Here is a 23,833-nt window from a genome sequence, read left to right as displayed (position 1 = left end):
ATTATATGAAGCTGGGCTATATCCCCTTGGACAAGAGCGGTACGGCGGCTTCTTCCACGCTGGAATATGCCTATGACGACTGGACTATTTATCAGACGGCATTGAATGCGGGTAATAAAGAACTGGCCGAAACGTATCGGAAGCGTGCTCTGAACTACCGTAATATCTATGATACAAGTATCGGCTTTGCCCGTCCCCGCTATAGTGATGGTACATTCAAAAAAGAGTTCGATGTGTTGCAAACTTATGGTGAAGGCTTTATCGAAGGTAATTCATGGAACTTCTCCTTCCACGTACCGCATGATGTGTTTGGTATGATAGATCTGATGGGAGGAGAAAAGACATTCGTGCAGAAGCTGGACGAACTCTTCTCCATGCATCTGCCGGAGAAGTATTATGAACATAATGAGGATATTACGGAAGAATGCCTGGTGGGCGGATATGTGCATGGCAATGAGCCGAGCCATCATGTTCCTTATTTGTACGCATGGACTTCGCAACCGTGGAAGACGCAGTATTGGCTGCGTGAGATTCTGAACAAGATGTACAAGAATGACATCAATGGACTGGGAGGAAATGATGATTGCGGACAGATGTCGGCATGGTATCTATTCTCTGTCATGGGTTTTTATCCGGTTTGTCCGGGCACAGATCAGTACGTGCTGGGTGCACCTTATCTGCCCTATGTCAAATTGAAGCTTCCCAATGGGAAAACATTAGAGATCAAGGCACCCGGTGTCAGCGACAAGAAACGTTATGTGCAGTCGCTGAAACTGAATGGAGTATCTTATGATAAAATGTACATCACACACGCGGATATCCTGAAAGGAGGCGTACTGGAATTTAAAATGGCGTCATCGCCGAATAAACGTCGGGGATTATCAGCTGAGGACAAACCTTACTCATTAACGAACGGAATCAATTAACAGCATCAATAAATAATCAAGAAAAGAATATGAAAAAGAGACATTTGGTATATGCAATTGGCCTGATAGTGGGCATGGGAGCTTGTGCGGCAAGTGCGAAGAAGCAGGCAGAATCCAAACCGGACGTATGGAAAAGCTACAATGTAGGAACGATCTTGTTTGAAGATAAAGCTCCGGAAACGAAAGGTTCGGACATTTATCACCGGATTATTCCGGATGCGGAGTCTTATATCAAGGAGCAGGCCCGTACTGTATTGGCCACTCTTTACAATTCGCCGGAAGACAGCATCACTCCGGTGAGCAAGATACATTATACACTCGAAGACATCGAAGGTATTTCTGCCAAAGGTGGTGGTAATGGAGATGTTACGATCTTCTACAGTACTCGTCACATTGAAAAGTCATTTGCTGAAAACGATACAGCCAAGTTGTTCTTTGAAACACGTGGTGTACTGCTGCATGAACTGACTCACGCGTACCAGCTGGAACCACAGGGAATCGGCTCTTACGGAACCAACCGCGTATTCTGGGCATTTATTGAAGGAATGGCAGATGCCGTACGTGTGGCTAACGGTGGATTCGACGGACCGAATGCACGTCCGAAAGGAGGAAACTATATGGATGGCTATCGCACGGCAGGCTATTTCTTTGTTTGGCTGCGCGACAACAAAGACCCCGAATTTTTACGTAAATTCAACCGGAGTACACTGGAAGTGATTCCCTGGTCGTTTGACGGAGCCATCAAGCATATCTTAGGAAAAGAATATAGTATAGACGAATTATGGCATGAATATCAGGTTGCCGTAGGTGATATACAGGTATAATGTGAATAGATATGGTTAATAAAGTAGGAAGAAAAAGATTGTTTTTGGTTTGGTCGTGTCTGGTGAGTATCTTGCCGGGCATGGCTCAAACTGAAAAGCTGACGGACTATGTGAATCCGTTTGTCGGTACGGATGGTTACGGAAATGTCTATCCCGGTGCACAGATTCCTTTCGGAGGAATCCAGATGAGTCCCGATACGGACAGCCGTTTCTACGATGCAGCTTCCGGATACAAATACAACCATCTGACGCTGATGGGATTTAGTCTGACGCATTTGAGCGGAACGGGGATTCCGGACTTAGGCGATTTTCTGTTTATACCGGGAACGGGGGAAATGAAACTGGAACCTGGTACGCACGAAGACCCCGATAAAGGCTACCGTTCGCGTTACTCGCATGATAAAGAGTGGGCTTCCCCCAATTATTATGCTGTGGAACTGGCAGACTATGGAGTGAAGGCCGAAATGACTTCCGGTGTGCGCAGCGGTATGTTTCGCTTTACTTATCCTGAGTCGGACAGTGCATTCATCATGATTGACATGAATCATACGTTGTGGCAATCCTGCGAATGGTCCAATCTGCGTATGATAAACGATTCGACTATCACCGGCTACAAACTGGTGAAAGGGTGGGGACCGGAACGCCATGTATACCTGACAGCTACTTTCTCAAAGAAACTGACCGGACTGCGCTTTATGCAGGACAAGAAGCCGGTGATTTATAATACTTCCCGGTTCCGCAGCTCTTACGAAGCCTGGGGAAAGAATCTGATGGCTTGTCTCTCTTTTGATACGAAGGCAGGGGAAGAGGTGATTGTGAAAACTGCTGTTTCGGCAGTCAGCACAGATGGCGCCCGGAATAATATGAAGGAACTCGACGGATTGACTTTCAACGAGTTGAAGGCGAAAGGGGAAGCACTCTGGGAAAAGGAACTCGGAAAATATACGTTGACTGCTGACCGAAAGACAAAGGAAACGTTTTATACTTCCGCCTATCATGCAGCCCTGCATCCTTTTATCTTTCAGGATTCGGACGGACAATTCCGTGGCTTGGACAAGAACATAGAAAAGGCGGAAGGCTTCACGAACTATACGGTGTTTTCCCTTTGGGATACGTATAGGGCTCTGCACCCTTGGTTTAACCTGGTTCAGCAAGAGGTGAATGCGGACATTGCGAATTCTATGTTGGCTCATTATGACAAGAGTGTGGAGAAGATGCTTCCTGTCTGGTCTTTCTACGGCAATGAAACTTGGTGTATGATTGGCTATCATGCCGTTTCGGTGTTGGCAGACATGATTGTGAAAGAGGTGAAAGGCTTCGATTATGAGCGTGCCTACGAAGCGATGAAGACCACAGCGATGAATCCGAACTACGACTGTCTGCCGGAGTATCGTGCTATGGGATATGTACCTTTCGACAAGGAGGCCGAGTCCGTTTCTAAAACGCTGGAGTATGCTTATGATGATTATTGCATCGCACAGGCAGCCAGGAAATTAGGCAAAGAAGACGATTACCATTATTTCCTCAACCGTGCCTTGTCTTATCAGACATTGATTGATCCCGAAACGAAATATATGCGCGGACGCGACAGTAAAGGAGACTGGCGCACCCCGTTTACTCCGGTTGCCTATCAGGGTCCGGGATCGGTACATGGCTGGGGAGACATTACAGAAGGGTTCACCATGCAATATACCTGGTATGTGCCGCAAGACGTGCAAGGATATATCAATGAAGCCAGTAAGGAACTGTTCCGCAAGCGGCTGGATGAGCTTTTCACGGTAGAACTGCCGGATGATATTCCCGGTGCGCATGATATTCAGGGACGTATCGGTGCCTATTGGCATGGAAATGAGCCTTGCCATCATGTCGCTTACCTTTACAATTACCTGAAAGAACCTTGGAAATGCCAGAAATGGATACGCACCATCGTGGACCGTTTCTATGGAAACACACCGGATGCTTTGAGTGGCAATGACGATTGCGGACAAATGTCGGCATGGTATATGTTCAACTGTATCGGTTTCTATCCGATTGCTCCGTCCAGTAATATTTATAATATCGGTTCGCCTTGTGCAGAGGCTATCACCGTCCGGATGAGCAATGGAAAAAACATTGAGATGACAGCGGATCATTGGTCGCCGGAGAACCTGTATGTGAAAGAACTGTATGTCAATGGCAAGAAGTACGATAAGTCTTATCTGACGTATGATGATATTCGTGATGGAGTAAAACTCCGTTTTGTCATGAGCAGCAAGCCTAATTACAAACGGGCGGTGTCGGATGAGGCGGTAGCTCCTTCTATTTCTTCACCGGGAAAGACTGTGAAATATTCTCATGTAATTGGTCAATAAATGACTGGTGTGTGTAAAAGGGTTGATAGAATAATAACAAATCTTTTGCACACACCGTTATTTATCAAGAATTGCCAAAGAACGGGAGTTACTGCTTATTGCACTTCTTCCTCGCGAACCATTCTTTAAACTCTGTCACCCGTGCCTTGCTCACCAATATCTTTTCAGAAATACTGGGATAGCGTAAATTGATGGACAACCGGCTGTTGAACCATAAATCAATATCTTTGATAGCTTCCCTTGAAATCAGATATTGGCGGTTGGCACGAAAGAAAAGAGCCGGGTTGAGGCATTCAGCCAGTTCGTCTAAAGTTTGTGGAAAGTAGTGTTCCGTCCCATCGGTCAGGACAGCCTTTACCTGGCAATCTTTGATGTAGAATAATTGAATCATATCTACTGAGACCGGTAACAGTTTATCCCCTTTGAGCGGAATAAGAAAATGGGTTTTGTAGTTTTCTTGTTTTTTCAGTGAATGGATCAGTTGCAGCCATTCCATGTCTTGTGAAGACTGCTTTCCGACAGAAGAACTACCGGAGGCGTTCAGGCTATTCAGCTTTTCGAAGGAGTGCTCAATATCTTCCTTTCCGATAGGTTTTAAAAGATAATCGATGCTGTTCACCTTAAAGGCACGTAAAGCATATTCGTCATAAGCAGTAGTGAAAATGATAGGGCATGTGATACTTATATGCTCAAAGATTTCGAAGGCAGACCCGTCTGCCAGATGAATGTCCATAAACACCAGATCGGGCATCGGATGGGAACCGAACCACTCGATTGTGGAACCGATGCTGTCGAGCACAGCATCAATCTCTGCCTCCGGTTTGACTTCGTAAAGTAACGAAGTCAGGTTGCGTACAGCAGCCTTTTCATCTTCTATAATGACTGTTTTCATTGCTTTTCATCAATAAGGGGGATACATACGGTAAATTCCTCATCCTCCGTGATTTGTATATCTTGTTTAAATAGAAGCCGATAGCGTTTAGCAAGATTGACCAGGCCGATGCCTGTGCCCGGAGTCGCAGTCCATTTCGGTTGGATGGCATTGCTGACGGAAAGCTTTTCTTCTTTCTTGTTTGTCGTAATATGGATTGTAAGCGGTTTGCGATTACTGATTTCGTTATGTTTGACAGCATTCTCTATCAGCATTTGTATCGACATTGGCGGCACCCGGTATTCTTCGAGAGCCTTGTCTGTCTGTATGTCGAATTGTAGATTGTTTTCATAACGCATTTTCAATAAGAATATGTAAGCGGATGCAAACTCCAGTTCTTCCCGGAGGGTGACACTCTGCGATTCGTTATCCTGCAGGGTATAGCGTAGTACGCGGGAAAGTTCCTGAATATAATCCTGTGCTTTATCTTGATTCTCTCGTACCAGCGAACGCAATGTATTCAGAGAATTGAATAACATATGTGGGTTGAGCTGGTTTTTCAGCACCTCGTATTGATTGCGGATATTCTCGGCTTGCAGTTGCTCATTTTCGACAAGCACGGATTGCTGGCGGCGGACGAGATAGATGATATAGCAGCTACTGGTGACGAGGCAAGCTATGATGAAGTCGCGCAAAGGATGCAGGTAGTGATGTACCATTGCATCGATAGCCGGTATGTCGAAAGACTTGTGAAGGAATACGAAAACTTGTCCCAGCAGGTTGCTGAGAATCCAGGTCAGGACAAAGGAAAGGACTATTTTAGTTCCCGTAATTTTGATGGTAGCCTGGTTGAAGTGGAACAGACGTGTGTTGACGGCGAAAAGAATCAGCAGCGAAAGGAAGGTGAAAAAGATTTCATTGGCTACGTCCATAAACTGCATTCCGGGAAAAAGCGTATGGCTCTCAAAACGGTCGAAGAGCGATACTGACTCCGGGAAATGGATGAGCACAGCCACCATTAAAGAAATGATGACTGTGAAAAGGAAGTACTTATCTTTTTTTATTGCTTTCAGTATCATGCTGCAAAGATAATTAATTTAATGCTTCTGGATGTGTGCGGTGACATACATTCCCGGTCGGAATTGCGGATTCGTCTCTTTGATGGAAGCATAGACTTCGAGTGAACGATTGGTTTCGTCCACTTTTTGTCCGATGGAGACTACTGTGCCATGGAATGTCTGTTTGCCCATTCCGTTGACTCGGAACTGTACCGGACTGCCTGTCTGCATATCTGCAAGATCTTTTTCATACGTAGTCAGGCAGAGTATCGGGGTACTTTTATCGATGATTTCGCAGAGCGCTTCTCCGGGATTGATATATTTCCCGACATTCATGGCCACGTTGGCAGCATAGCCGCTGATAGGAGTCCTTACTTCCAGCAGAGGCTGTATTCCGTCTTTAAGCAATGTCTCCGGGCTGATGCCTAAGAGTGAAAGCTGGGCGGCAGCAGCGTCCTGACGGCTTTTCATGGAGAGATAATCCGCTTTGCTTTGCTGGTATTTCTTTTGTGAGGCTGCTTGTTCGGCAGAAAGGTTCTTCTGACGTTCGAATTCGGCCTGAAGGTATTCGGTTTGTGCGTGGCTGTCCAGATACGTTTGCTGCAAGGTGATAAATTCCGGATTCTCTAATGTGGCGATAACTGCGTTTTTGGATACATATTGTCCCGGAAGTAGTGAGGTATTCTTCACTACTCCTCCCATAGTCAGAGCGATGGTTGCCTGACGTTGAGGCGGGAGGACAATCCGCCCGTTGAATGAAACTTGGTTGGGCTTTGAAGTTGCGGAAGTAATGGCGTCTACTTCCGGTTGTGCGGTCGTGTCGGCTGCAACTTCGGAGACAGGGACTGTGACGCTTTCAGTATCCGTCGTTTGCTGATTTCCTTTGCATGCTGTCAGAGCGAGCAGAAGGACAGGATAAAATATCTTTTTCATATGCTGTTTTTTTATAATTGGGATATACATTCGTTTATTTGAAGAGTTCATATTCCAGTGCGGCAATGTTGTATTGATAGACTGTTTCGATGTAACCGCGGCGGATATCCCTTGCGGTTGCAATCGACTGAATATATTCGGCAATACCCGTCTCGCTTTGCTGCAACTGCAAGTTGGCAGCTTTGGTCAGTTCGTCCGCTTCTTTCAGTGCAGAAGAGGTGTAATAGCGTAAACTCTCATTATATCTGCGGAGAGAAGCTTCCAGTTCGAGCACCTTGTTTCGTAGTTCCCGAATGTTGGAGTCGGCTTGGATCTGTGCTGAAGTAGCGGCCAGGCGCGCTTGCTTCACTTTGCTCCTTTGCGGCAAGAAGTAGATCGGGAAGGATACTCCTACCATCCAGGCATTCAGGTTCTTTAACGGGAGAATGTCTTGGCGGGCATATCCTATACTGAGTTCCGGAAAGAAGTGACTTTGTTCTACATGGAGCGTTGCTTTGGCTTCATCTGCCTGACTCTGAAAATAGCGGGTATGTGCTTCGGACAAGCTTCCGTCTGTCGTTCCGGTGTAGAAGAGAGACAAAGTCGAATCCTCGGGCATGACTGGGAGGTCCGAATAGCAACTCCACTGAAAGCGTGCCAAGGCCATTTTTTCTTCTTCCTGTGCCTGAAACCAGCGATTGTGAAGGTCGGCGGCCATGGTTGTCATCATATTTTTTTCGAGTAGGGTGATCTCTCCCTGCTGGTAACGCAATTCCCCGATGCGCTGTAATTCTTTAGCCATTTTGTCTTGGTCGCGATACATGGAGCAGAGGTTGGCGGCGTATTGATAGTAGGCCCATGCCCGTTTTACTTCTGCCGTCACTTCTTTTTCTACCATTTGGCGGTAGTAGGTATTTGTTTTTATCTGCCGGTTGACTAACGCATTTTTGTAGAAAGGTGTAAGGAGTGAACCCAGGCTCTGCTCGAAAGAGAGTTCTTTGTCTTTTTTGTTTTCTCCGTTGAGTTGTCCCCACGAATAGTTGAAAGAGGTGGGAGCAGCTTCTACAATCTCTCCGCGTGTCGCTTTGGCCTGTCGGATGGCGTTAGCGGCTATTTGCAGGCGGGGATGGTTTTGCTTGGCTATTCCGATAGCCTGTTCCAGACTGATGGCTTTTGCCGGTTGTGAGGAGGCATCAAAGGGAATCAGCAGGCACATAGGCAGCAGGATGAAAAACGGCAGATGAAACTTGCTTCCCGGACGTCTCAGTGTAGCAAATGAATGGACAATCCTGTAGAATACCGGAATGATGAGCAAAGTCAGTATGGTAGAAATGATTAGTCCGCCGATGACGACTGTTGCTAACGGTCGTTGTACTTCGGCACCGGCTGATGTTGCGATAGCCATTGGGACAAAGCCCAACGATGCCACTAGTCCGGTGAGGAATACCGGACGAAGCAGATGCGGGGTTCCCCGGGTTATGATTCGGTTCGTAGTCATAGAATAGGTGTTTTGCTTACGAAGTTCATTAAAATGATTTACCATGAGAATACCATTCAGCACTGCGACGCCAAACAAGGCAATGAAGCCTACGCCTGCCGATATGCTGAAGGGGAGTCCTCGTAGCCATAGTGCGATGATGCCACCGATAAGTGATAGCGGAACAGTGGAGAACACCATCAGCGTATAGGTGATGTTCTTGAAGGCGAAGAACAATATCAGCAGAATGAGCATCAATGCTACCGGAATGACAATCATCAAGGTATTGATTGCATTCTGCAGGTTTTCGAACTGACCGCCATATTCGAAGTAGTATCCCGGTTTTAGCTTGATGTTCTTATCCAGTGTCTTTTGAATATTGGCAACGACTTGCTGAATATCCGCATCACGTACATTGACACCGATGACAATGCGTCGTTTGGTCGCATCCCTGTTGATTTGGAGCGGGCCGCTGACGAGATCGATGCTGGCTACTTCGCCAACGGGGATTTGGATTCCTTCCGAAGTGCGTACAAACAGTTTGTCGAGATTCAAATCTGCCACTTTCTCTTGGTCGAGGCGGACTACCAAGTCAAATCTCCGTTCGTTTTCAAAGACAACACCGCTCGACTCTCCGGCATACGCTGTCCGGATGATCGTGTTGAGTTCTTCGATATTGATTCCGTAACGTGCTATCTTGCTGCGATTGTATTTGACAACCAGTTGCGGAAGTCCCATCGTTTGTTCTACAATTACGTCTGCTGCTCCCGGAACTTTTTCTACATAGGCGGCAGCTTCTTTTGCCCTTTCATAGAGTTCGTGGGTGTCTTCACCGTACAGCTTGACGGCAATATCTGCTTTCGCTCCTGTCATCAGCTCGTTGAAGCGGAGTTGTATAGGTTGTGAGAAGTTAAATTCGGCGCGTTCGGCAAGCGGTTCCAGTGCTTCCTTCATCTTTTCTACCATTTCTGCACGGCTTTCTGCGCTCGTCCATTCCTTAAAAGGCTTCATGATAATCATCACATCGGCATCTTCTACCGCCATCGGGTCGGTAGGAACTTCGGCTGTCCCGATTTTGGCAACGACGTGTTTTATTTCGGGAAACTTGTCCATGAGTGTCTTTTCTGCCAACCGGGAAACTTCTATGCTTTCAGTCAGCGAACTGCCGGCAGGCAATGTCATCTGCATGGCAAAATCTCCTTCATCCAATGTCGGGATGAACTCCGCACCCAGCCGGGTGAAAAGAAACAGGGAACCTATCAGTGCGGTAAAGGCTACGATGACGGTACGCCATTTGTAATGCAGGCAGAAGCGCAGGCCGTGCTGGTATACTTTGTTCAGCTTTTCGAAGAAGCGGTCGGCCAGTGTCGGTTTCACTACAATATGGTGTTTCAGGAAGAGCGATGCCATCATAGGCACATAGGTCAGCGACAGGATTAATGCTCCGATGATACAAAAGACCAGAGTTTTGGCCATCGGAGTGAAGTATTTTCCTTCGATTCCGTTCAACGTGAGAATAGGGAAGAAGACGATCAGGATAATCAGTACGGCAAAAGTAGCTGAGCGGACTACTCCGGAAGCTCCTTTTTCCACTTCCCGGTCCATTTCCTCGCGGCTCAGCGTCCGTCCACGGAATTGTTTTCCGTAAATGTGGGCGAGGATGCCTTCCAGTATGACAATAGAGCCGTCTACCACAATACCGAAGTCGATGGCGCCGAGGCTCATCAGATTGGCAGTGACATTGAAGATGCGCATCATGATAAAGGCGAACAGCATGGCGAGTGGGATGACGGATGCGACGATCAGTCCGGCACGTATATTTCCGAGGAAGAGGATAAGAACCAGAAAGACGATGATTGCTCCTTCAATCAGATTGTTGACAACGGTTGAAATATTCCGGTTCACCAGTTCCGAACGGTTCAGATAGGGCTCGATGCTGACTCCTTCGGGCAACAGATGCTGTATTTTCTCTACCCGCTTTTCAAGCTCTTGTGTCACTACATTGGCGTTAGCGCCTTTCAGCATCATGGCGATTCCTCCTACACATTCGCCTTCACCGTCCATTGTCATAGCTCCGAAGCGCTTGGGAGCGCCAAACCGGACGACTCCTACGTCACTGATATGTACAGGAATCCCGTTTCTGTTGGCTACCACAATTTGTTCGATGTCTTTGATATCGGTAATCATACCTTCCGAACGGATATAATAGGCGTTCTTCATTTTTTCAATGTAACTTCCGCCTGTATTCTGGTTGTTGCTGCTGAGGGCTTCGAATACTTCACCAATGGTGATATTCAATGAAAAAAGAGCATCCGGATCGACAGCTACTTCATATTGTTTCAGATAGCCGCCGAAACTGTTGATTTCTACAATGCCCGGAATGCCGGACAGCTGGCGCTTTACCATCCAGTCTTGAATGGTGCGGAGCTCCATTGCGTCATACTTCTTTTCGTAACCGGGAGCTACCTTCAATATATACTGGTAAATCTCTCCCAGTCCGGTGGTGATGGGCATCATTTCCGGTGTTCCCAGTTCGGGCGGGATTTCTCCGGATACGGTTTGTATCTGTTCGTTGATGAGTTGCCGGGCATCGAGCGTAGGAACACTCTCTTTGAAAACAACCGTTACTACGGATAAACCGAAGCGGCTGACAGAACGGATATTCTCAACATTCATTATATTGCTCATCGCTATCTCGATAGGCATGGTGATGAGCTGCTCTATCTCTTGTGGCGCAAGGGTGGGAGATACGGTTACAATCTGCACCTGATTGTTGGTTATATCGGGCACGGCGTCGATGGGCAATGTCAGCATTGCGTAGATACCTCCGATAAACAAGAAGAGGGTAGTGAGTCCTACAAACAGTTTCTTCTTGATTGAAAAACGTACAATAGCTGTAAACATGATTATCTGGGTGTTATTATTTCATGCTACAAAACTAAGGACTATCTTCATTCGTGGTTATCGGGAATGAATGAAGCGGAAAGATTGCGAGGTGAAGTGACTAAATTGCGGTTTGAATGGTTTGGGATTCTTGATTCATTTTAAAATCTGTATCCGAGACTCACAAAGAACGAATGCATAAAGCGGAACGCAGGCATGGTCAGTTTCTTCCCTTCCACTACCATGTTGCGTCCACCGCTATACATGTCGAAGTCGGAAAAAGTGTATCCTGCCGAAAGCGTGTATTGTTCGCCCAAGTCGAGGGTAAACATGCCTTTGATGTGATAGAATATCGCTCTTCCTCCCCGGTTCTTGACCTGGTCGAATCTTTGCGAACTCCATATGCCGGAGACGTTGGGATAGTAGCTGATGTTCAACCGCTGGTTGACGGATAGCGGGATAGTCAGCCCCGGAGAGAGGATGAAGGAAAGTCCCATATCCTTATCTTTTCCCAGTTTGAGGGCGGGGGTAGCCAACTGGATGGCGGGACGCAATGCAAAGTGATGGCAGAGCGGGCTGTCGTCATCTGAACTCCATCTCCATCTCTGGTCTTTGGATACGCCCGAATAGCTTTCGTCTTCTATGGTGTTGCAGAAAAGGAACCCCATAGTGATGCCTGCATAGGGGATAGGCAGGTAAGTGATGGTCGGCTCCACTTCCCACGCCGAGTAATTGTTCAGTGCACCGGCAAGTTCCACTTTCCATACAGGTCTTTTTTCCGCTTCCTGTGCTTGTCCGCCGACTGTAAGCAACAAGCAAATAAATAAGAGTGTTGTTGTTTTCATCGTTTATAAAATATGAGTTGCTTATTCGCAGATAAAGACACGGGACATTTAGAATCTCCCTACTGATAAAATGTTAATAAGATGAAAAGGGAGAGGAAGTACATCCGGTATCAGGAAGAAGTAGTTCCGCCATCAGTTTCAACCGTTGAAACAGAGTGTTTCATGCCTTGAAACAAAGTGTTCCAAGTAATGAAACAAAGTGTTTCTCGGCGTGAAACAAAGTGTTTCAAGCATTTGAAACTGTTTGAAACAATATATGTCAATAAATAATAAAAGAGGATGCCATGGGGTAATATGGCATCCTCTTGGGAGACAGACCGGAAGAACTACTTTCACAAGCGGTTCTTCAGTCTGCTACCTCCATATTTAATCTGGTTAGGATTACTCTTTGAAATAATGAAATACGTAAACTATATTCGCAGAATGACAAACGTTGCTATTTCCGATGTTAATTCAATGCTCTTGTCTTCGTGCAGAATGATAAAGTTGGCATTGTGCAGAGAGTTGATATACTCCAAAGTTATTCAGCTTCGGAGAGGTGATTCAACAATGCCGCGCTTTGCCGATAGTTGTTTGATCGTTAGCCAATTAGTCATAGTGATGGTGTGATTTTAAGATAAGTAGTAATAGTATGATTGTATGACAACGCGAAGTTAATCAGTGAAATCTTCGCTTTGTTGTTTGCCTGTTCTCTTTATGCGGAGAAGGTTCCACCATGAGTAGCAGGTCCAGTAGAAAAGTTCCGGCAAGTTCAGTTGCTCTTCGATGGGAATCAGTATATGTCCACGTTCGTGAATCCCCAGTATATGTAGATTTCCGCTATAACATAATATGTAAAGATATTCTTCTTCCCGGATGACGCAGTGAATGCACTTTATAGAAAGGGGAAAAGAGTGGTAAGGATCGTCAGAAGAAAATTCTACGGAGTGGGGATTGAGCTTTCCTCGCATACCTGTAAATACGGATGCTAATTCGGTAAACTTTTCGCAATCATTCTGCTTGTGCATTTTGTGGATGACGCGGCGCAATGTTTCTTTGTCTGGTCTGTTCATGTCTCTTTAAATATTTATGATCGCTCGCATCTTGATGTATACTATGCCACGTATATAAAAGAAGTCGGGCGCTGAGTTCATATTTATCCGCTAAGAGGTAGTACCAGTACCCACAGTGTTTAATAAATACGTTCACACGCCCGACCCTACGTCGTACGCATTGAACACATTTATTGAAACACTGTTTATTTGCATTAATTAAACTTGGTACTTTTCTTAGCGCAAAAACGTTTCAATATGCCGCATTTCTCTTCGGCTTTCAAAGAACAAAGGTAAGTGAATTGTTGAGGATTGCAAAGAAAAAGGAATGAATTTTCTTGCTAAGTGTAATAAGTCTGGTAGGATATCTTTGTATGGGAGTTAGGTCTGAATAAAATACAGGGAGATTTTCAACTTCTTGGACAATGCTATCTGACCTCTTGAATGATACCATCTGATCTGCTGAACGGTACTGTCTGACAAATAGGCAAAAGAGTGCATCTGTTTTTAGTAAAAAAGGTATGTATCAAAAGTAAATAGATACTTTTAGGTCATCAGATATAAACTTGCTGGTTTGTGCGGGAAGTGTTGATATCCAGTTTGTTATCGTGATTTGTATAAGAAAATGCGGTGATGGTAAAAACTCAAATTCATTTGTCATCACTTTATCGTCACTGCTTGTCGTCACCTAGTTAATGTAATGAATAGCAATAATTTAAATGCTGAAAAACAGCCAAAGTGACGGGTGACGGCAAAAAAAACGTTTTTATCTTCTAAGAATGTATCTTTTCGAACCATTCGGCTTGGATACGAAAAGAATTGGAATTGTTATGATACGGCAAAACATTTTTTTGTTTGGGCTCGTTTATTATATAGCAAACTAAATATATATTCAGTATGAAGTCATTTATTTTAATGGTAATAACTATGGTATGTGCAATCTCACTGGAAGCGCAGAATAAATCTTTCTACGATTTCAATGTGACGACAATTGATGGTAAGGAATTTCCGCTTTCATCTTTGAAAGGGAAAAAGGTGTTGGTAGTAAATGTAGCTTCTAAGTGTGGATTGACGCCACAGTATGCCAAACTGCAAGAGCTGTATGATAAATATAAGGATAAGAATTTTGTAATCATCGGCTTTCCGGCCAACAACTTCATGGGGCAGGAACCGGGCAGCAACGAAGAGATTGCGCAGTTCTGTTCATTGAATTATGATGTTACTTTCCCGATGATGTCTAAGATTTCCGTCAAAGGCAAAGACATGGCGCCACTCTACCAATGGCTGACGGAAAAGAAGCAGAACGGAAAAGAGGATGCACCTGTCCAGTGGAATTTCCAGAAGTTTATGATAGACGAGAACGGAAACTGGGTTGGCTTTGTTGCACCCAAAGAGAGTCCGTTCTCTGAGAAAATTGTTACTTGGATAGAGGAGGAGTAGGAACGGAAGAAGGATAAAGGGACGGAAGAAGGGATACTTTCTTCAATTCTCCCTCAAAGTTGGGAGTGAAGATGCCTTTACCGAGATTTTCCTTTATTTCTTCGACGGTCCAGAAACGACCGCCGTCCAACTCGTCACTGGGATGTAGCTCACCGTCGTAAACCGTTTTGTGAACGAAGACGAGTTCCTTCTCACGATCCGATTCGAATACATAGCTGGTTAGCAGTTCGGGAGTAAAGTCCGTGATACCTAGTTCTTCGCGGACCTCCCGTTTGAGTGCGATCTCTACGCTCTCTCCCAAATCGACATGTCCGCCAACGGCTGTATCCCACTTCCCCGGCTGGATATCTTTCCATTCCGGACGCTTTTGCAGGTACAAATCTCCTTCCGAATTGAAAACGTGAAGATGAATAACCGGATGCAGAAGCTTGCTTCCGCTATGACATTCTCCGCGTGTAGCGGCTCCGGTGATATTTCCCTGTTCGTCTACGATAGGAAACATTTCTTGATTGTTATCGCCTGGCATTGTAGTCTTTACTTTTTTTGTTTATGGTATCAGCAAAGAAGAGTCTCCATAGCTCAGGAAACGGAAATCGTGACTCAGTGCATAATCATAAATCGTGCGCCAGTTTCCTTTCACGAAGGCGGAAACCAAAAGTAACAGTGTACTTTGCGGCTGGTGGAAATTAGTAACCATCGCTTTCACTATTTTATACTGATATCCCGGAGCTATAATAATCTGAGTGCTGCTGTGAAGTGCTTCCAACCCGTTTCTGTCCAGATAACCTAATATTTTCTGTAATGCGACAACGGGAGGAATCTGATCATACTTCTCGTAAGGCTGCCATTGTCTGACGTGTAGTTCCTCTTCCGTAGCGTCCGGATTTTCGGCCAATGTCACTCCGATATGATACAGGCTTTCGAGAGTACGTACCGAAGTTGTTCCTACAGCAACAGCGCATCCGTCATGGTCGATCAGTTTTTTGATGGTTGCCCGATTGACGGAAATGTACTCTGTGTGCATCTCATGTCCTTCTATCTCTTCGCTTTTTACCGGTTTGAATGTTCCGGCACCTACGTGTAGTGTCAGTTCTTCGAGATCGATTCCTTTCTCCTGCAATGCTTCCAGTACACGGGGCGTAAAGTGCAGTCCGGCTGTTGGCGCGGCAACCGAGCCTTTTATTTTGGAATAAACAGTCTGATAGGTTTCTTTGTCGCTCTCTTCCGTGTCCCGATTCAGGTATGGAGGAATCGGCAGTTCTCCGAAGACTTCGAGGATATCGGCGAAAGTTACTTCCGGATTGTTCCAGGAGAAATCGATCCAGTGGCTGGTGCCTCTGCATTCTCCCCGTGTAGCAGTCAGGGTGATTGTGAATCCTTTCACTGTCATCTCCCGCTTCAAGGCTCCGTCTTTCCATTTCTTCAGATTGCCGATCATGCAAAGCCATGCAGCGTGTTCCGTCTGCTGGAAATTTAATACATAATCATTGGGTTGGATCGGTTCCAGGCAAAAGACCTCGATCAATGCTCCCGTTTCCTTTCGGAAGTGCAGGCGTGCCTGAATGACTTTGGTATTGTTGAATACCATCAGACTTCCTTTCGGAAGATAATCAGGCAAAGATGTGAAAACATCTTCGGTAACTTCACCATGGCGATATACCAACAATTTTGATTGGTCGCGGACTGTTAAAGGAAATTTGGCGATTCGTTCATCCGGTAGCGGATAGTTGTATTCGCTGATGTGAATATGTCTCGGGTCTTCTTTCATTCTCGTTTCAATAAAAAAAGCATCAATAACCCATCGATTATTAATGCTTTGTCGGTAGTCGGGATGACAAGATTCGAACTTGCGACCACACGCCCCCCAGACGCGTACTCTACCGGGCTGAGCTACATCCCGAATTGCGGATGCAAAAGTACTGCTTTATTTTTAAAAAGCAAATAAAATAGCCCGTTTTTTTCCATTAGCTGATTTTAGGATATCTTTTTGTTTTCGGGATATAAAGGTCCTGCAGTCTATAATAAATCTAAATAATATAGGTGTTCATAAACTAACATAACAGGGCTTTGTTTATAAAATTAAGTGAATAAATGGTTCGTAATTTCTTTAAAATGAAACCATATTGGCATAGGACAAGTGAGAGTAGTTTTGGATAGTATATTTTTGTATTTAGTTTTATTTAATGAGGGGGTAAATGTGTATAATAAAAATAGAGAAACGTTAGAGGCTTATGTCTTAGGTGATGATTTTAAGTATTTTCAGAATTTGAAGTATCTTCCCCTAAGCACTTATCCTTCTAATATTCAGTCAGCTTTGGTCATATATTGCTTCAGTGGAAAGGCCAGGCTTAATGTATATGATGATTCGCATTGGATACAGCCACAAGAATTAATTATTCTGTTGCCGGGACAGTTCGTTTCATTCACCGAGGCTAGTGATGACTTTCTGACTACCACGCTGGTAGTATCGCCTACAATGTTTAGCGATACATTGAGTGGTGTGCCGCGATTTTCGCCTCATTTCTTTTTCTACATGAGGAGCCATTACTGGTATCCTCAGACGGAAAATGATACCCGGCGATTGATTAACTATTTGGGAATGGTTAAGGATAAAGTGACGTCTGATGATATATACAGGCGTGAACTGATTATCCATTTATTGAGATATCTGTATCTGGAATTGTTTAATGCTTATGAAAAGGAGGCAGCTTTGGTGAACACTCGGAAAGATACTCGCAAAGAGGAATTAGCCAATAAATTCTTTGGACTGATAATGAAGCATTTCAAAGAAAATAAAGACGTAGCTTTCTACGCTGATAAACTGTGTATCACTTCCAAATACCTGACAATGGTGATCAAAGAAGTGAGCGGCAAGTCAGCCAAAGACTGGATTGTTGAATACATCGTGCTGGAAATAAAGGCTTTGCTGAAGAATACGAACATGAATATTCAGGAAATTGCCGTTAAAACAAACTTTGCCAATCAATCGTCATTGGGGCGTTTCTTCAGGAAACATACCGGAATGTCGTTGTCCCAATACCGGATGAGTAACTTAGGATAATATTGAAGATGCCTGTGGGGAATAAAGGCATATGTGGGGAGAGGAGAATGGGAAAGGGAAAAAAGAAATGGGAAACCTTTTAGGGAATCCCATTCTCCTTTATAATTATAAGGTGTCTCAGATCAGACGCCCATACATTCGCGATAGAAGTCGAGCATTTCAAAAATGGTATCTTTATCAGCGGTCTGGTTGATACAAATATCTCCGATCTCTTTCAGTAAAGTGAAATTGACCGTTCCTGAAGTGTTTTTCTTATCATGTTGCATAAATGCGTAAAGTTGTTCGTACTGTTTGCAATCGAACGCGAATGAGCCATAATTCTCTTTAATGAATTGAATGGTCTGCCGCATTTTGTCTTTCGGGAAGCCTGCTTTAAGGTGCGACAGATAAAGTTCGCAAACGATTCCCCAAGCTACGGCATATCCGTGCAGTACGGGACGATTCTCAGCCAGTGCCAGACTTTCGAAGGCATGTCCTGCCGTATGTCCCAGATTCAGTGCCTTACGGATACCATGTTCAAAGGGGTCTTGCTCCACTATATCTTCTTTTACCTGTACCGAACGTCCTACCATATCTTTGAGGGCTGCATAATCGATGTTATCTGTATCAAAATCCAGCAATTCTACCCAGTGGGCGGTATTGCTGATTAATCCATGCTTTAACATTTCGGCGTAGCCGGAGAAGAAGTTGTGTGCATCGAGACTGCGTAGAAACTCGGTTTCAATCAATACACTGTCTGCGGGGGCAAATGCACCGATTTCGTTTTTCAGTCCGTTGAAGTTGATTCCTGTTTTACCGCCGACGGATGCGTCGACCATGGCCAACAGCGTAGTGGGAATATTAATATAAGCGATTCCACGTTTGAAGGTAGCAGCGGCAAAACCTCCTAAATCGGTTACCATCCCGCCACCAAGATTGATGAGCAATGAATGTCGTGTAGCCCCTTGCTGACTCAGTGCCATCCAGACGGATGCCAGAGTTTCCAGCGTCTTATGCACATCTTCGGCTCCGATATTGATTTCGACAGCATCTTTCAGAAATGATACTTCTTTCAATGAGGGCAGACAAAGACGCTGGGTATGTTCGTCTGTGAGGATGAATAACTTGTCATGCGGACATCTTTCAATGGCACGACCGAGGCTTGTTTCCAAGCTTTCGCAGAGAATGACTTCTTGTTTACTCATGATTCTTTTGCTTTTTCTTGGTGCAAATGTATATAAAATATCTTTTTTTCCTTACTTTTGTCTCATTAAAACGTTTAATTATGAAAGCATTGTTTCCTGTATTTTGTCGTCCTTTGGGATATGTGGTGTTGTTATTGGCTTTGTTTCTTCCTTTTATTTTGGTGATGCAAGGGTTGGTTACCGACCGTAACCTGCTGCTCTACAAGGAATGTACGAAGCTGTTGATGATGGCAGGATGCTTGTTGATAATCTTTGCTTTGAGCAAGAACGAAAGCCGCGAGACGGAGCAGATTCGTAATACGGCTGTTCGTAATGCTGTCTTTCTGACCTTCCTGTTTGTTTTTGGAGGTATGTTGTGGCGTGTCCTGCAAGGAGATGTGATTAATGTAGACACTTCCTCTTTTCTGACCTTTTTAATATTTAATGTGCTTTGTTTGGAGTTTGGTCTTAAAAAAGCGCTTGTTGATCGATTCTTCAAAAGATAATTTTCTATTAAATTAAACCTTTTACGATTCTATTTGTCAAAAAGACATTGTTATTACTCTACTAATCGTAATTAAGGTAAATGAAAAGATTATCAGCTTGGTGGGTGCTTACATTATTATGCACCTTCTCTATTTTTGCACAGAATAAGGTGATTACTGTTTCGGGTCGTGTTATCGAGTCTGACTCTCAAGAGCCGGCAGCACAGGCTACTGTTCAATTGCTATCATTACCGGATAGCGCTTATGCAGCCGGTATAGCAAGTAGTAATAAAGGGTGGTTTACACTCCCTAAAGTGAAGGCGGGAAAGTATATATTGAAGGTCTCTTACATCGGTTTCCGCACGAAATTTGTTCCTGTACAATTATCCAATAACGTGACTGAAAAGAAAATGGGGAATATCTCCCTGGACCCCGATGCGGTAATGCTGGGTGAGGCTGTGATTACGGCGGAGGCTCCTCCTGTTACAGTAAAAGCCGATACAACGGAATATTCTGCAGCTGCTTACCCTGTACCGGAAGGATCGATGTTAGAAGATTTAGTAAAAAAAATACCGGGTGCTGAAGTTAGTGATGAGGGGAAGATTACTATAAATGGGAAAGAAATTAAAAAGATTATGGTTGATGGTAAAGAGTTTTTCTCGGATGACCCCAAAGTTTCCATGAAGAATTTGCCGGCTAACATGATTGAGAAGGTTAAAGCTTACGATAAGAAAAGTGATATGGCACGTATCACAGGAATTGATGACGGAGATGAAGAGCCCGTTTTAGACTTAACAGTCAAGAAAGGGATGAAGAAAGGATGGATTGGTAATTTGATTGCTGGTTATGGTAGTCAGGATCGATATGAAGGCGGAGTGATGATTAGCCGTTTTAAGGATGATGCCAGTCTTTCAATAATAGGTTCTGCTAATAATACTAATAATAAAGGTTTTTCTGAATTTGGTGATGCCGGACAAGGATTAGGTGGTGGCAATGCCGGTTCTGGTATTACAACAGCACAATCATTAGGTATTAACTTTGCTAAAGATACGAAGAAGCTGCAAGTCGGTGGAAATGTTCAATACGGGCATTCCAATAATGATGCCCGTCGCAAATCTTCTTCAGAAACATTCTTAGGTGAAACTTCGTCTTTTGCTCAAAGTGAGAACTTATCAAATCGTAATCGTCATGATTTCAGGGTTGATTTTCGCTTGGAATGGCGTCCTGATACATTAACTACAATAATTTTTCGTCCTAATGGTAGCTATTCACAAACAGAATCAAGTAATAGCTCTTGGTCAAAAACTGAAAATAACTCTCACAGCCCTGTTAATGAAAGGGAGGCTGCCTCTTCTTCTAAAAGTCATAATGCATCTTTTAATGGTAGTTTAATGGCTTTTCGGAGATTGAATAGTAAAGGACGAAATTTATCTTTAGGAGCACGTTTTGGTTATAGTGATAGCGAATCAGATTCTTATTCCGATTCAAGAACCGAGTTTTTCGAGAAGGACAGTATTTCTGATATTTCACGATATACGGACCGCAATAGCGACAGCCGCAACTGGAGTGTATCTGCTTCTTATACTGAACCTGTTTTTAAGAATCACTTTTTGCAGTTGCGTTATGAGTTTGCCCATCGGAAACAGTTGTCGCAATCATTGGTCTATGATAGTATAAATTATTATCCATATCCGGAGTATATAGAACGTGGATATGATAATGATTTGAGTACGCGTGTGGAAAATTTTTATGATACTCATACAGCAGATGTTTCTGTGCGTGGTATTCATCCTAAAATGATGTATAGTGTTGGAGTTGGATTGACACCTCAAACATCATTAAGTGAAACGACTATTGGGCCTAATTATAAAAAGAATTATCCGGAACAAAATGTATTGAATTGGGCTCCTTCGGTAATGTTTCGCTATATGTTTGATAAGCAGCATGTGTTAATGTTCCGTTACCGTGGGCGGAGTAGTACTCCTAATATCGAGGATTTACAGGAAGTAATTGATATTACTGATCCAATGAATCTGAGATATGGTAATCCAAATTTAAAACCATCATTTAACAACAATTTTACACTTGATTATAGAAAATTTGTACCAGAATCTATGCGTAGCTATACAGCCAATTTATTCTATACGAATACATTAAATTCTGTAGCTAATAGAATGTCATACGACCCTGAAACCGGTGCCCGGGTCTATAAGAAAGAGAATGTAAATGGTAATTGGCAGGCGAGAGGGTATTTTTCTTTCAATACTCCTTTGAAAAATAAGAAGTTTACAATTTCATCTAATACGAATGCAAGATATAGTGATGCAGTAAGTTATACGAGTGTTGGAAATAGTAAGAATGCAGATCAAGAGTTGAGTACAACACATAACTTAGGTTTAGGAGAACGATTTACTGGTAGTTATCGTAGTGAAGTATTTGATTTGTCTCTGAGTGGTTCTGTTAATTATAATTTGGTTCGAAATAGTAAGCAGGAAAATAGTAATCGTGAGACTTTTGATTATTATATTGGAGGTAATACTAATGTAAATCTTCCATGGCAAATCTCAATTTCTACAGATATAAACTGTCGATTTAAAGATGGATACACTGGTGGCTTGAATAATAATGAGGTGTTGTGGAATGCGCAGATCTCAAAGAATTTCTTAAAGAATAATTCAGGAACTATTCGTTTTAAAATTTATGATATCTTGAAACAGCAGAGTAGTTTGTCCCGTTCTATAAGTGAAACAATGATGAGTGATACGGAATATAACACTTTGGGAAGCTATTTCATGGTACATTTTGTATACCGCTTTAATACATTGGGTGGAAAAGCACCGGGTAGACGTGGTCCTGGCGGTGGTCCTAGAGGTGGACATGGCTACGGCGGAGGTGGTGTTCGGCCTATGCGTTTCTAAGTTATGAATAACTTTAAATAAAAAAAACGGGAAAGTCCTGATAGCAATGGATACAACTTGCTATCAGGACTTTTTTGTTTATCCGATAATTTGCTTTATATTTGTTGTTCAGTATCCATATAAAAAGGAGATTCCTATGATTGATTGGAACATAATAGTTAGCCAGATAGCTACGGTTGCTTTCGACATTGTTTATTTTGGAGCCATTATCAGTACGATTGTCGTTATCATTCTTGATAACCGGAATCCGGTGAAGACTATGGCATGGATACTCATATTACTGTTCCTTCCTATCGTAGGCCTTGTCTTCTATTTCTTTTTCGGACGGAGCCAACGTCGGGAACGTATTATCGGTCAAAAAAGTTATGACCGTCTGTTGAAGAAACCTATGGCGGAATATCTGGCTCAGGACTGTTCGGCTGTACCCGAAGAATATGCTCGTCTTATCCAACTTTTCCAGCATACCAATCAAGCTTTCCCATTCGAAGGAAACCGTATTGCCGTGTATACGGAAGGGTATACCAAACTACAGTCATTGTTGCGTGAACTCCAAAAGGCAAAGCAGCATATTCACATGGAGTACTACATCTTTGAAGATGATGCCATAGGGCGTCTGGTAAGGGATGTGTTAATTGAAAAGGCATCTCAGGGCGTTGAAGTAAGAGTGATTTATGATGATGTGGGATGCTGGCATGTACCTAACCGTTTTTTCGAAGAAATGCGTAATGCCGGTATTGAAGTCAGGAGTTTCTTGAAAGTACGTTTCCCTTTGTTTACAAGCAGGGTCAACTATCGTAACCACAGAAAAATAGTCGTAGTAGACGGGCGTATCGGTTTTGTCGGAGGAATGAACCTGGCAGAGCGTTATATGCGCGGCTTCTCATGGGGAATCTGGCGTGATACGCATATCCTGATAGAAGGAAAAGCTGTACATGGTCTGCAGACTGCTTTTCTGCTCGACTGGTATTTCGTTGACCGTACATTGATTACCGCTTCACGTTATTTCCCAAAGATAGAGTCTTGTGGAAACTCATTAGTACAAGTAGTCACCAGCGAACCTATCGGTCCCTGGAAAGAAATAATGCAGGGATTGACGATGGCGATCAATGGAGCCAAGAAATATTTCTATATGCAAACTCCTTACTTCCTGCCGACAGAGCAAGTGCTGGCTGCTATGCAAACAGCTGCATTGGCAGGGGTGGATATACGTTTGATGCTGCCCGAACGTGCTGACAATCGAATCACTCATCTGGGATCACATTCTTATCTGAGGGATGTGTTGCAGGCGGGTGTCAAAGTCTATTTTTATAAAAAGGGATTTCTACATTCCAAACTGATGGTTTCAGATGATATGCTATCGACAGTAGGGTCTACCAATGTCGATTTTCGCAGTTTTGAGCATAATTTTGAAGTAAATGCCTTTATGTATGATGTAGAAACGGCTCTGGAAATGAAAGAAATATTCCTTCAGGATCAGCGTGAAAGTACACAGATCTTTCTGAAAAACTGGGTAAGGCGTCCGTGGAGACAGAAGGCAGCAGAGTCTGTTGTTCGTTTGTTGGCTCCGCTGCTTTAGAAGAATGTGCTC

At 43.8% G+C, this 23,833-nt stretch carries 17 protein-coding genes and 1 tRNA gene; 8 read left to right on the top strand and 10 right to left on the bottom strand.

Annotated features, from left to right (window positions below; all coding sequences use genetic code 11):
• The 3 genes from HMPREF2794_RS13585 to HMPREF2794_RS13575 form a co-directional block, all read left to right on the top strand.
• Nucleotides 1–926, top strand: a 926-nt coding sequence (locus tag HMPREF2794_RS13585; RefSeq protein WP_139147253.1) for a glycoside hydrolase family 92 protein, incomplete at its 5' end; no start/stop codon positions are given.
• A gap of 29 nt (nt 927–955) precedes the next feature.
• Complete coding sequence (locus HMPREF2794_RS13580) at nt 956–1,750, top strand: basic secretory family protein (RefSeq protein ID WP_010536582.1); 795 nt, start codon at nt 956–958, stop codon at nt 1,748–1,750.
• A gap of 11 nt (nt 1,751–1,761) precedes the next feature.
• Nucleotides 1,762–4,101 (top strand): GH92 family glycosyl hydrolase, encoded by a 2,340-nt coding sequence (locus HMPREF2794_RS13575; RefSeq protein WP_070751669.1) that lies wholly within the window; start codon nt 1,762–1,764, stop codon nt 4,099–4,101.
• A gap of 88 nt (nt 4,102–4,189) precedes the next feature.
• On the opposite strand, the gene HMPREF2794_RS13570 is transcribed toward HMPREF2794_RS13575, so the two are convergent.
• The 6 genes from HMPREF2794_RS13570 to HMPREF2794_RS29560 form a co-directional block, all read right to left on the bottom strand.
• Nucleotides 4,190–4,993: a LytR/AlgR family response regulator transcription factor gene (locus HMPREF2794_RS13570; protein WP_010536584.1), complete on the bottom strand. Its 804-nt coding sequence runs from the start codon at nt 4,991–4,993 to the stop codon at nt 4,190–4,192.
• Nucleotides 4,990–6,051 (bottom strand): sensor histidine kinase, encoded by a 1,062-nt coding sequence (locus tag HMPREF2794_RS13565; protein ID WP_029425284.1) that lies wholly within the window; start codon nt 6,049–6,051, stop codon nt 4,990–4,992. The genes HMPREF2794_RS13570 and HMPREF2794_RS13565 overlap by 4 nt, the downstream gene beginning before the upstream one ends.
• A gap of 18 nt (nt 6,052–6,069) precedes the next feature.
• Complete coding sequence (locus HMPREF2794_RS13560; protein ID WP_010536587.1) at nt 6,070–6,963, bottom strand: efflux RND transporter periplasmic adaptor subunit; 894 nt, start codon at nt 6,961–6,963, stop codon at nt 6,070–6,072.
• A 34-nt stretch (nt 6,964–6,997) separates the two neighbouring features.
• Nucleotides 6,998–11,323 carry a CusA/CzcA family heavy metal efflux RND transporter gene (locus tag HMPREF2794_RS13555; RefSeq protein ID WP_070751668.1) on the bottom strand — a complete coding sequence of 1,442 codons (4,326 nt, stop codon included), beginning with the start codon at nt 11,321–11,323 and terminating at the stop codon, nt 6,998–7,000.
• A gap of 140 nt (nt 11,324–11,463) precedes the next feature.
• Nucleotides 11,464–12,147 (bottom strand): hypothetical protein, encoded by a 684-nt coding sequence (locus HMPREF2794_RS13550; RefSeq protein WP_032836733.1) that lies wholly within the window; start codon nt 12,145–12,147, stop codon nt 11,464–11,466.
• A 653-nt stretch (nt 12,148–12,800) separates the two neighbouring features.
• Nucleotides 12,801–13,199 carry a hypothetical protein gene (locus HMPREF2794_RS29560; RefSeq protein WP_010536590.1) on the bottom strand — a complete coding sequence of 133 codons (399 nt, stop codon included), beginning with the start codon at nt 13,197–13,199 and terminating at the stop codon, nt 12,801–12,803.
• Between the two features lie 876 nt (nt 13,200–14,075).
• Between HMPREF2794_RS29560 and HMPREF2794_RS13540 the strand changes: the two genes are divergently transcribed.
• The gene (locus HMPREF2794_RS13540) at nt 14,076–14,618 is read left to right on the top strand and encodes a glutathione peroxidase (RefSeq protein ID WP_070751667.1); all 543 of its coding nucleotides are present in this window, start codon (nt 14,076–14,078) and stop codon (nt 14,616–14,618) included.
• On the opposite strand, the gene HMPREF2794_RS13535 is transcribed toward HMPREF2794_RS13540, so the two are convergent.
• From HMPREF2794_RS13535 to HMPREF2794_RS13525, 3 genes are all read right to left on the bottom strand, one after another.
• The gene (locus HMPREF2794_RS13535) at nt 14,596–15,144 is read right to left on the bottom strand and encodes an NUDIX hydrolase (protein ID WP_022301973.1); all 549 of its coding nucleotides are present in this window, start codon (nt 15,142–15,144) and stop codon (nt 14,596–14,598) included. The genes HMPREF2794_RS13540 and HMPREF2794_RS13535 overlap by 23 nt on opposite strands.
• Nucleotides 15,145–15,165: 21 nt before the next feature.
• Nucleotides 15,166–16,386 (bottom strand): S-adenosylmethionine:tRNA ribosyltransferase-isomerase, encoded by a 1,221-nt coding sequence (locus HMPREF2794_RS13530; RefSeq protein ID WP_010536593.1) that lies wholly within the window; start codon nt 16,384–16,386, stop codon nt 15,166–15,168.
• A gap of 58 nt (nt 16,387–16,444) precedes the next feature.
• A tRNA-Pro gene (locus tag HMPREF2794_RS13525) sits at nt 16,445–16,518 on the bottom strand.
• Between the two features lie 297 nt (nt 16,519–16,815).
• Between HMPREF2794_RS13525 and HMPREF2794_RS13520 the strand changes: the two genes are divergently transcribed.
• Nucleotides 16,816–17,679: a helix-turn-helix domain-containing protein gene (locus HMPREF2794_RS13520; RefSeq protein WP_010536594.1), complete on the top strand. Its 864-nt coding sequence runs from the start codon at nt 16,816–16,818 to the stop codon at nt 17,677–17,679.
• A 122-nt stretch (nt 17,680–17,801) separates the two neighbouring features.
• Here the strand turns inward: HMPREF2794_RS13520 and aroB are convergent, their stop codons facing one another.
• The gene (aroB, locus tag HMPREF2794_RS13515; protein ID WP_010536595.1) at nt 17,802–18,863 is read right to left on the bottom strand and encodes a 3-dehydroquinate synthase; all 1,062 of its coding nucleotides are present in this window, start codon (nt 18,861–18,863) and stop codon (nt 17,802–17,804) included.
• Nucleotides 18,864–18,943: 80 nt separating this feature from the next.
• Here aroB and HMPREF2794_RS13510 point away from each other — a divergent pair, with 80 nt between their 5' ends.
• The 3 genes from HMPREF2794_RS13510 to cls all read left to right on the top strand — a co-directional run bounded on the left by HMPREF2794_RS13510 (nt 18,944) and on the right by cls (nt 23,821).
• Nucleotides 18,944–19,348 (top strand): hypothetical protein, encoded by a 405-nt coding sequence (locus HMPREF2794_RS13510; RefSeq protein ID WP_055268564.1) that lies wholly within the window; start codon nt 18,944–18,946, stop codon nt 19,346–19,348.
• Between the two features lie 80 nt (nt 19,349–19,428).
• Complete coding sequence (locus HMPREF2794_RS13505) at nt 19,429–22,245, top strand: TonB-dependent receptor (protein ID WP_022301975.1); 2,817 nt, start codon at nt 19,429–19,431, stop codon at nt 22,243–22,245.
• A 136-nt stretch (nt 22,246–22,381) separates the two neighbouring features.
• Nucleotides 22,382–23,821 (top strand): cardiolipin synthase, encoded by a 1,440-nt coding sequence (gene cls / locus HMPREF2794_RS13500; protein ID WP_022301976.1) that lies wholly within the window; start codon nt 22,382–22,384, stop codon nt 23,819–23,821.
• The last annotated feature ends 12 nt before the right edge of the window (nt 23,822–23,833 follow it).

Source organism: Bacteroides sp. HMSC067B03, assembly GCF_001811315.1.
Classification (GTDB): Bacteria; Bacteroidota; Bacteroidia; order Bacteroidales; family Bacteroidaceae; genus Bacteroides; species Bacteroides faecis.
Note: the sequence above shows the minus strand (reverse complement) of the source record. Positions and strands in the feature narration are given on the sequence as shown.

What these genes read in the sequence shown, in the direction of transcription:
- HMPREF2794_RS13580 (WP_010536582.1), top strand. Translation starts at nt 956, where the DNA reads ATGAAAAAGAGACATTTGGTATATGCAATTGGCCTGATAGTGGGCATG.
- HMPREF2794_RS13575 (WP_070751669.1), top strand. Translation starts at nt 1,762, where the DNA reads ATGGTTAATAAAGTAGGAAGAAAAAGATTGTTTTTGGTTTGGTCGTGT.
- HMPREF2794_RS13570 (WP_010536584.1), bottom strand. Translation starts at nt 4,993, where the DNA reads ATGAAAACAGTCATTATAGAAGATGAAAAGGCTGCTGTACGCAACCTG.
- HMPREF2794_RS13565 (WP_029425284.1), bottom strand. Translation starts at nt 6,051, where the DNA reads ATGATACTGAAAGCAATAAAAAAAGATAAGTACTTCCTTTTCACAGTC.
- HMPREF2794_RS13560 (WP_010536587.1), bottom strand. Translation starts at nt 6,963, where the DNA reads ATGAAAAAGATATTTTATCCTGTCCTTCTGCTCGCTCTGACAGCATGC.
- HMPREF2794_RS13555 (WP_070751668.1), bottom strand. Translation starts at nt 11,323, where the DNA reads ATGTTTACAGCTATTGTACGTTTTTCAATCAAGAAGAAACTGTTTGTA.
- HMPREF2794_RS13550 (WP_032836733.1), bottom strand. Translation starts at nt 12,147, where the DNA reads ATGAAAACAACAACACTCTTATTTATTTGCTTGTTGCTTACAGTCGGC.
- HMPREF2794_RS29560 (WP_010536590.1), bottom strand. Translation starts at nt 13,199, where the DNA reads ATGAACAGACCAGACAAAGAAACATTGCGCCGCGTCATCCACAAAATG.
- HMPREF2794_RS13540 (WP_070751667.1), top strand. Translation starts at nt 14,076, where the DNA reads ATGAAGTCATTTATTTTAATGGTAATAACTATGGTATGTGCAATCTCA.
- HMPREF2794_RS13535 (WP_022301973.1), bottom strand. Translation starts at nt 15,144, where the DNA reads ATGCCAGGCGATAACAATCAAGAAATGTTTCCTATCGTAGACGAACAG.
- HMPREF2794_RS13530 (WP_010536593.1), bottom strand. Translation starts at nt 16,386, where the DNA reads ATGAAAGAAGACCCGAGACATATTCACATCAGCGAATACAACTATCCG.
- aroB (WP_010536595.1), bottom strand. Translation starts at nt 18,863, where the DNA reads ATGAGTAAACAAGAAGTCATTCTCTGCGAAAGCTTGGAAACAAGCCTC.
- HMPREF2794_RS13510 (WP_055268564.1), top strand. Translation starts at nt 18,944, where the DNA reads ATGAAAGCATTGTTTCCTGTATTTTGTCGTCCTTTGGGATATGTGGTG.
- HMPREF2794_RS13505 (WP_022301975.1), top strand. Translation starts at nt 19,429, where the DNA reads ATGAAAAGATTATCAGCTTGGTGGGTGCTTACATTATTATGCACCTTC.
- cls (WP_022301976.1), top strand. Translation starts at nt 22,382, where the DNA reads ATGATTGATTGGAACATAATAGTTAGCCAGATAGCTACGGTTGCTTTC.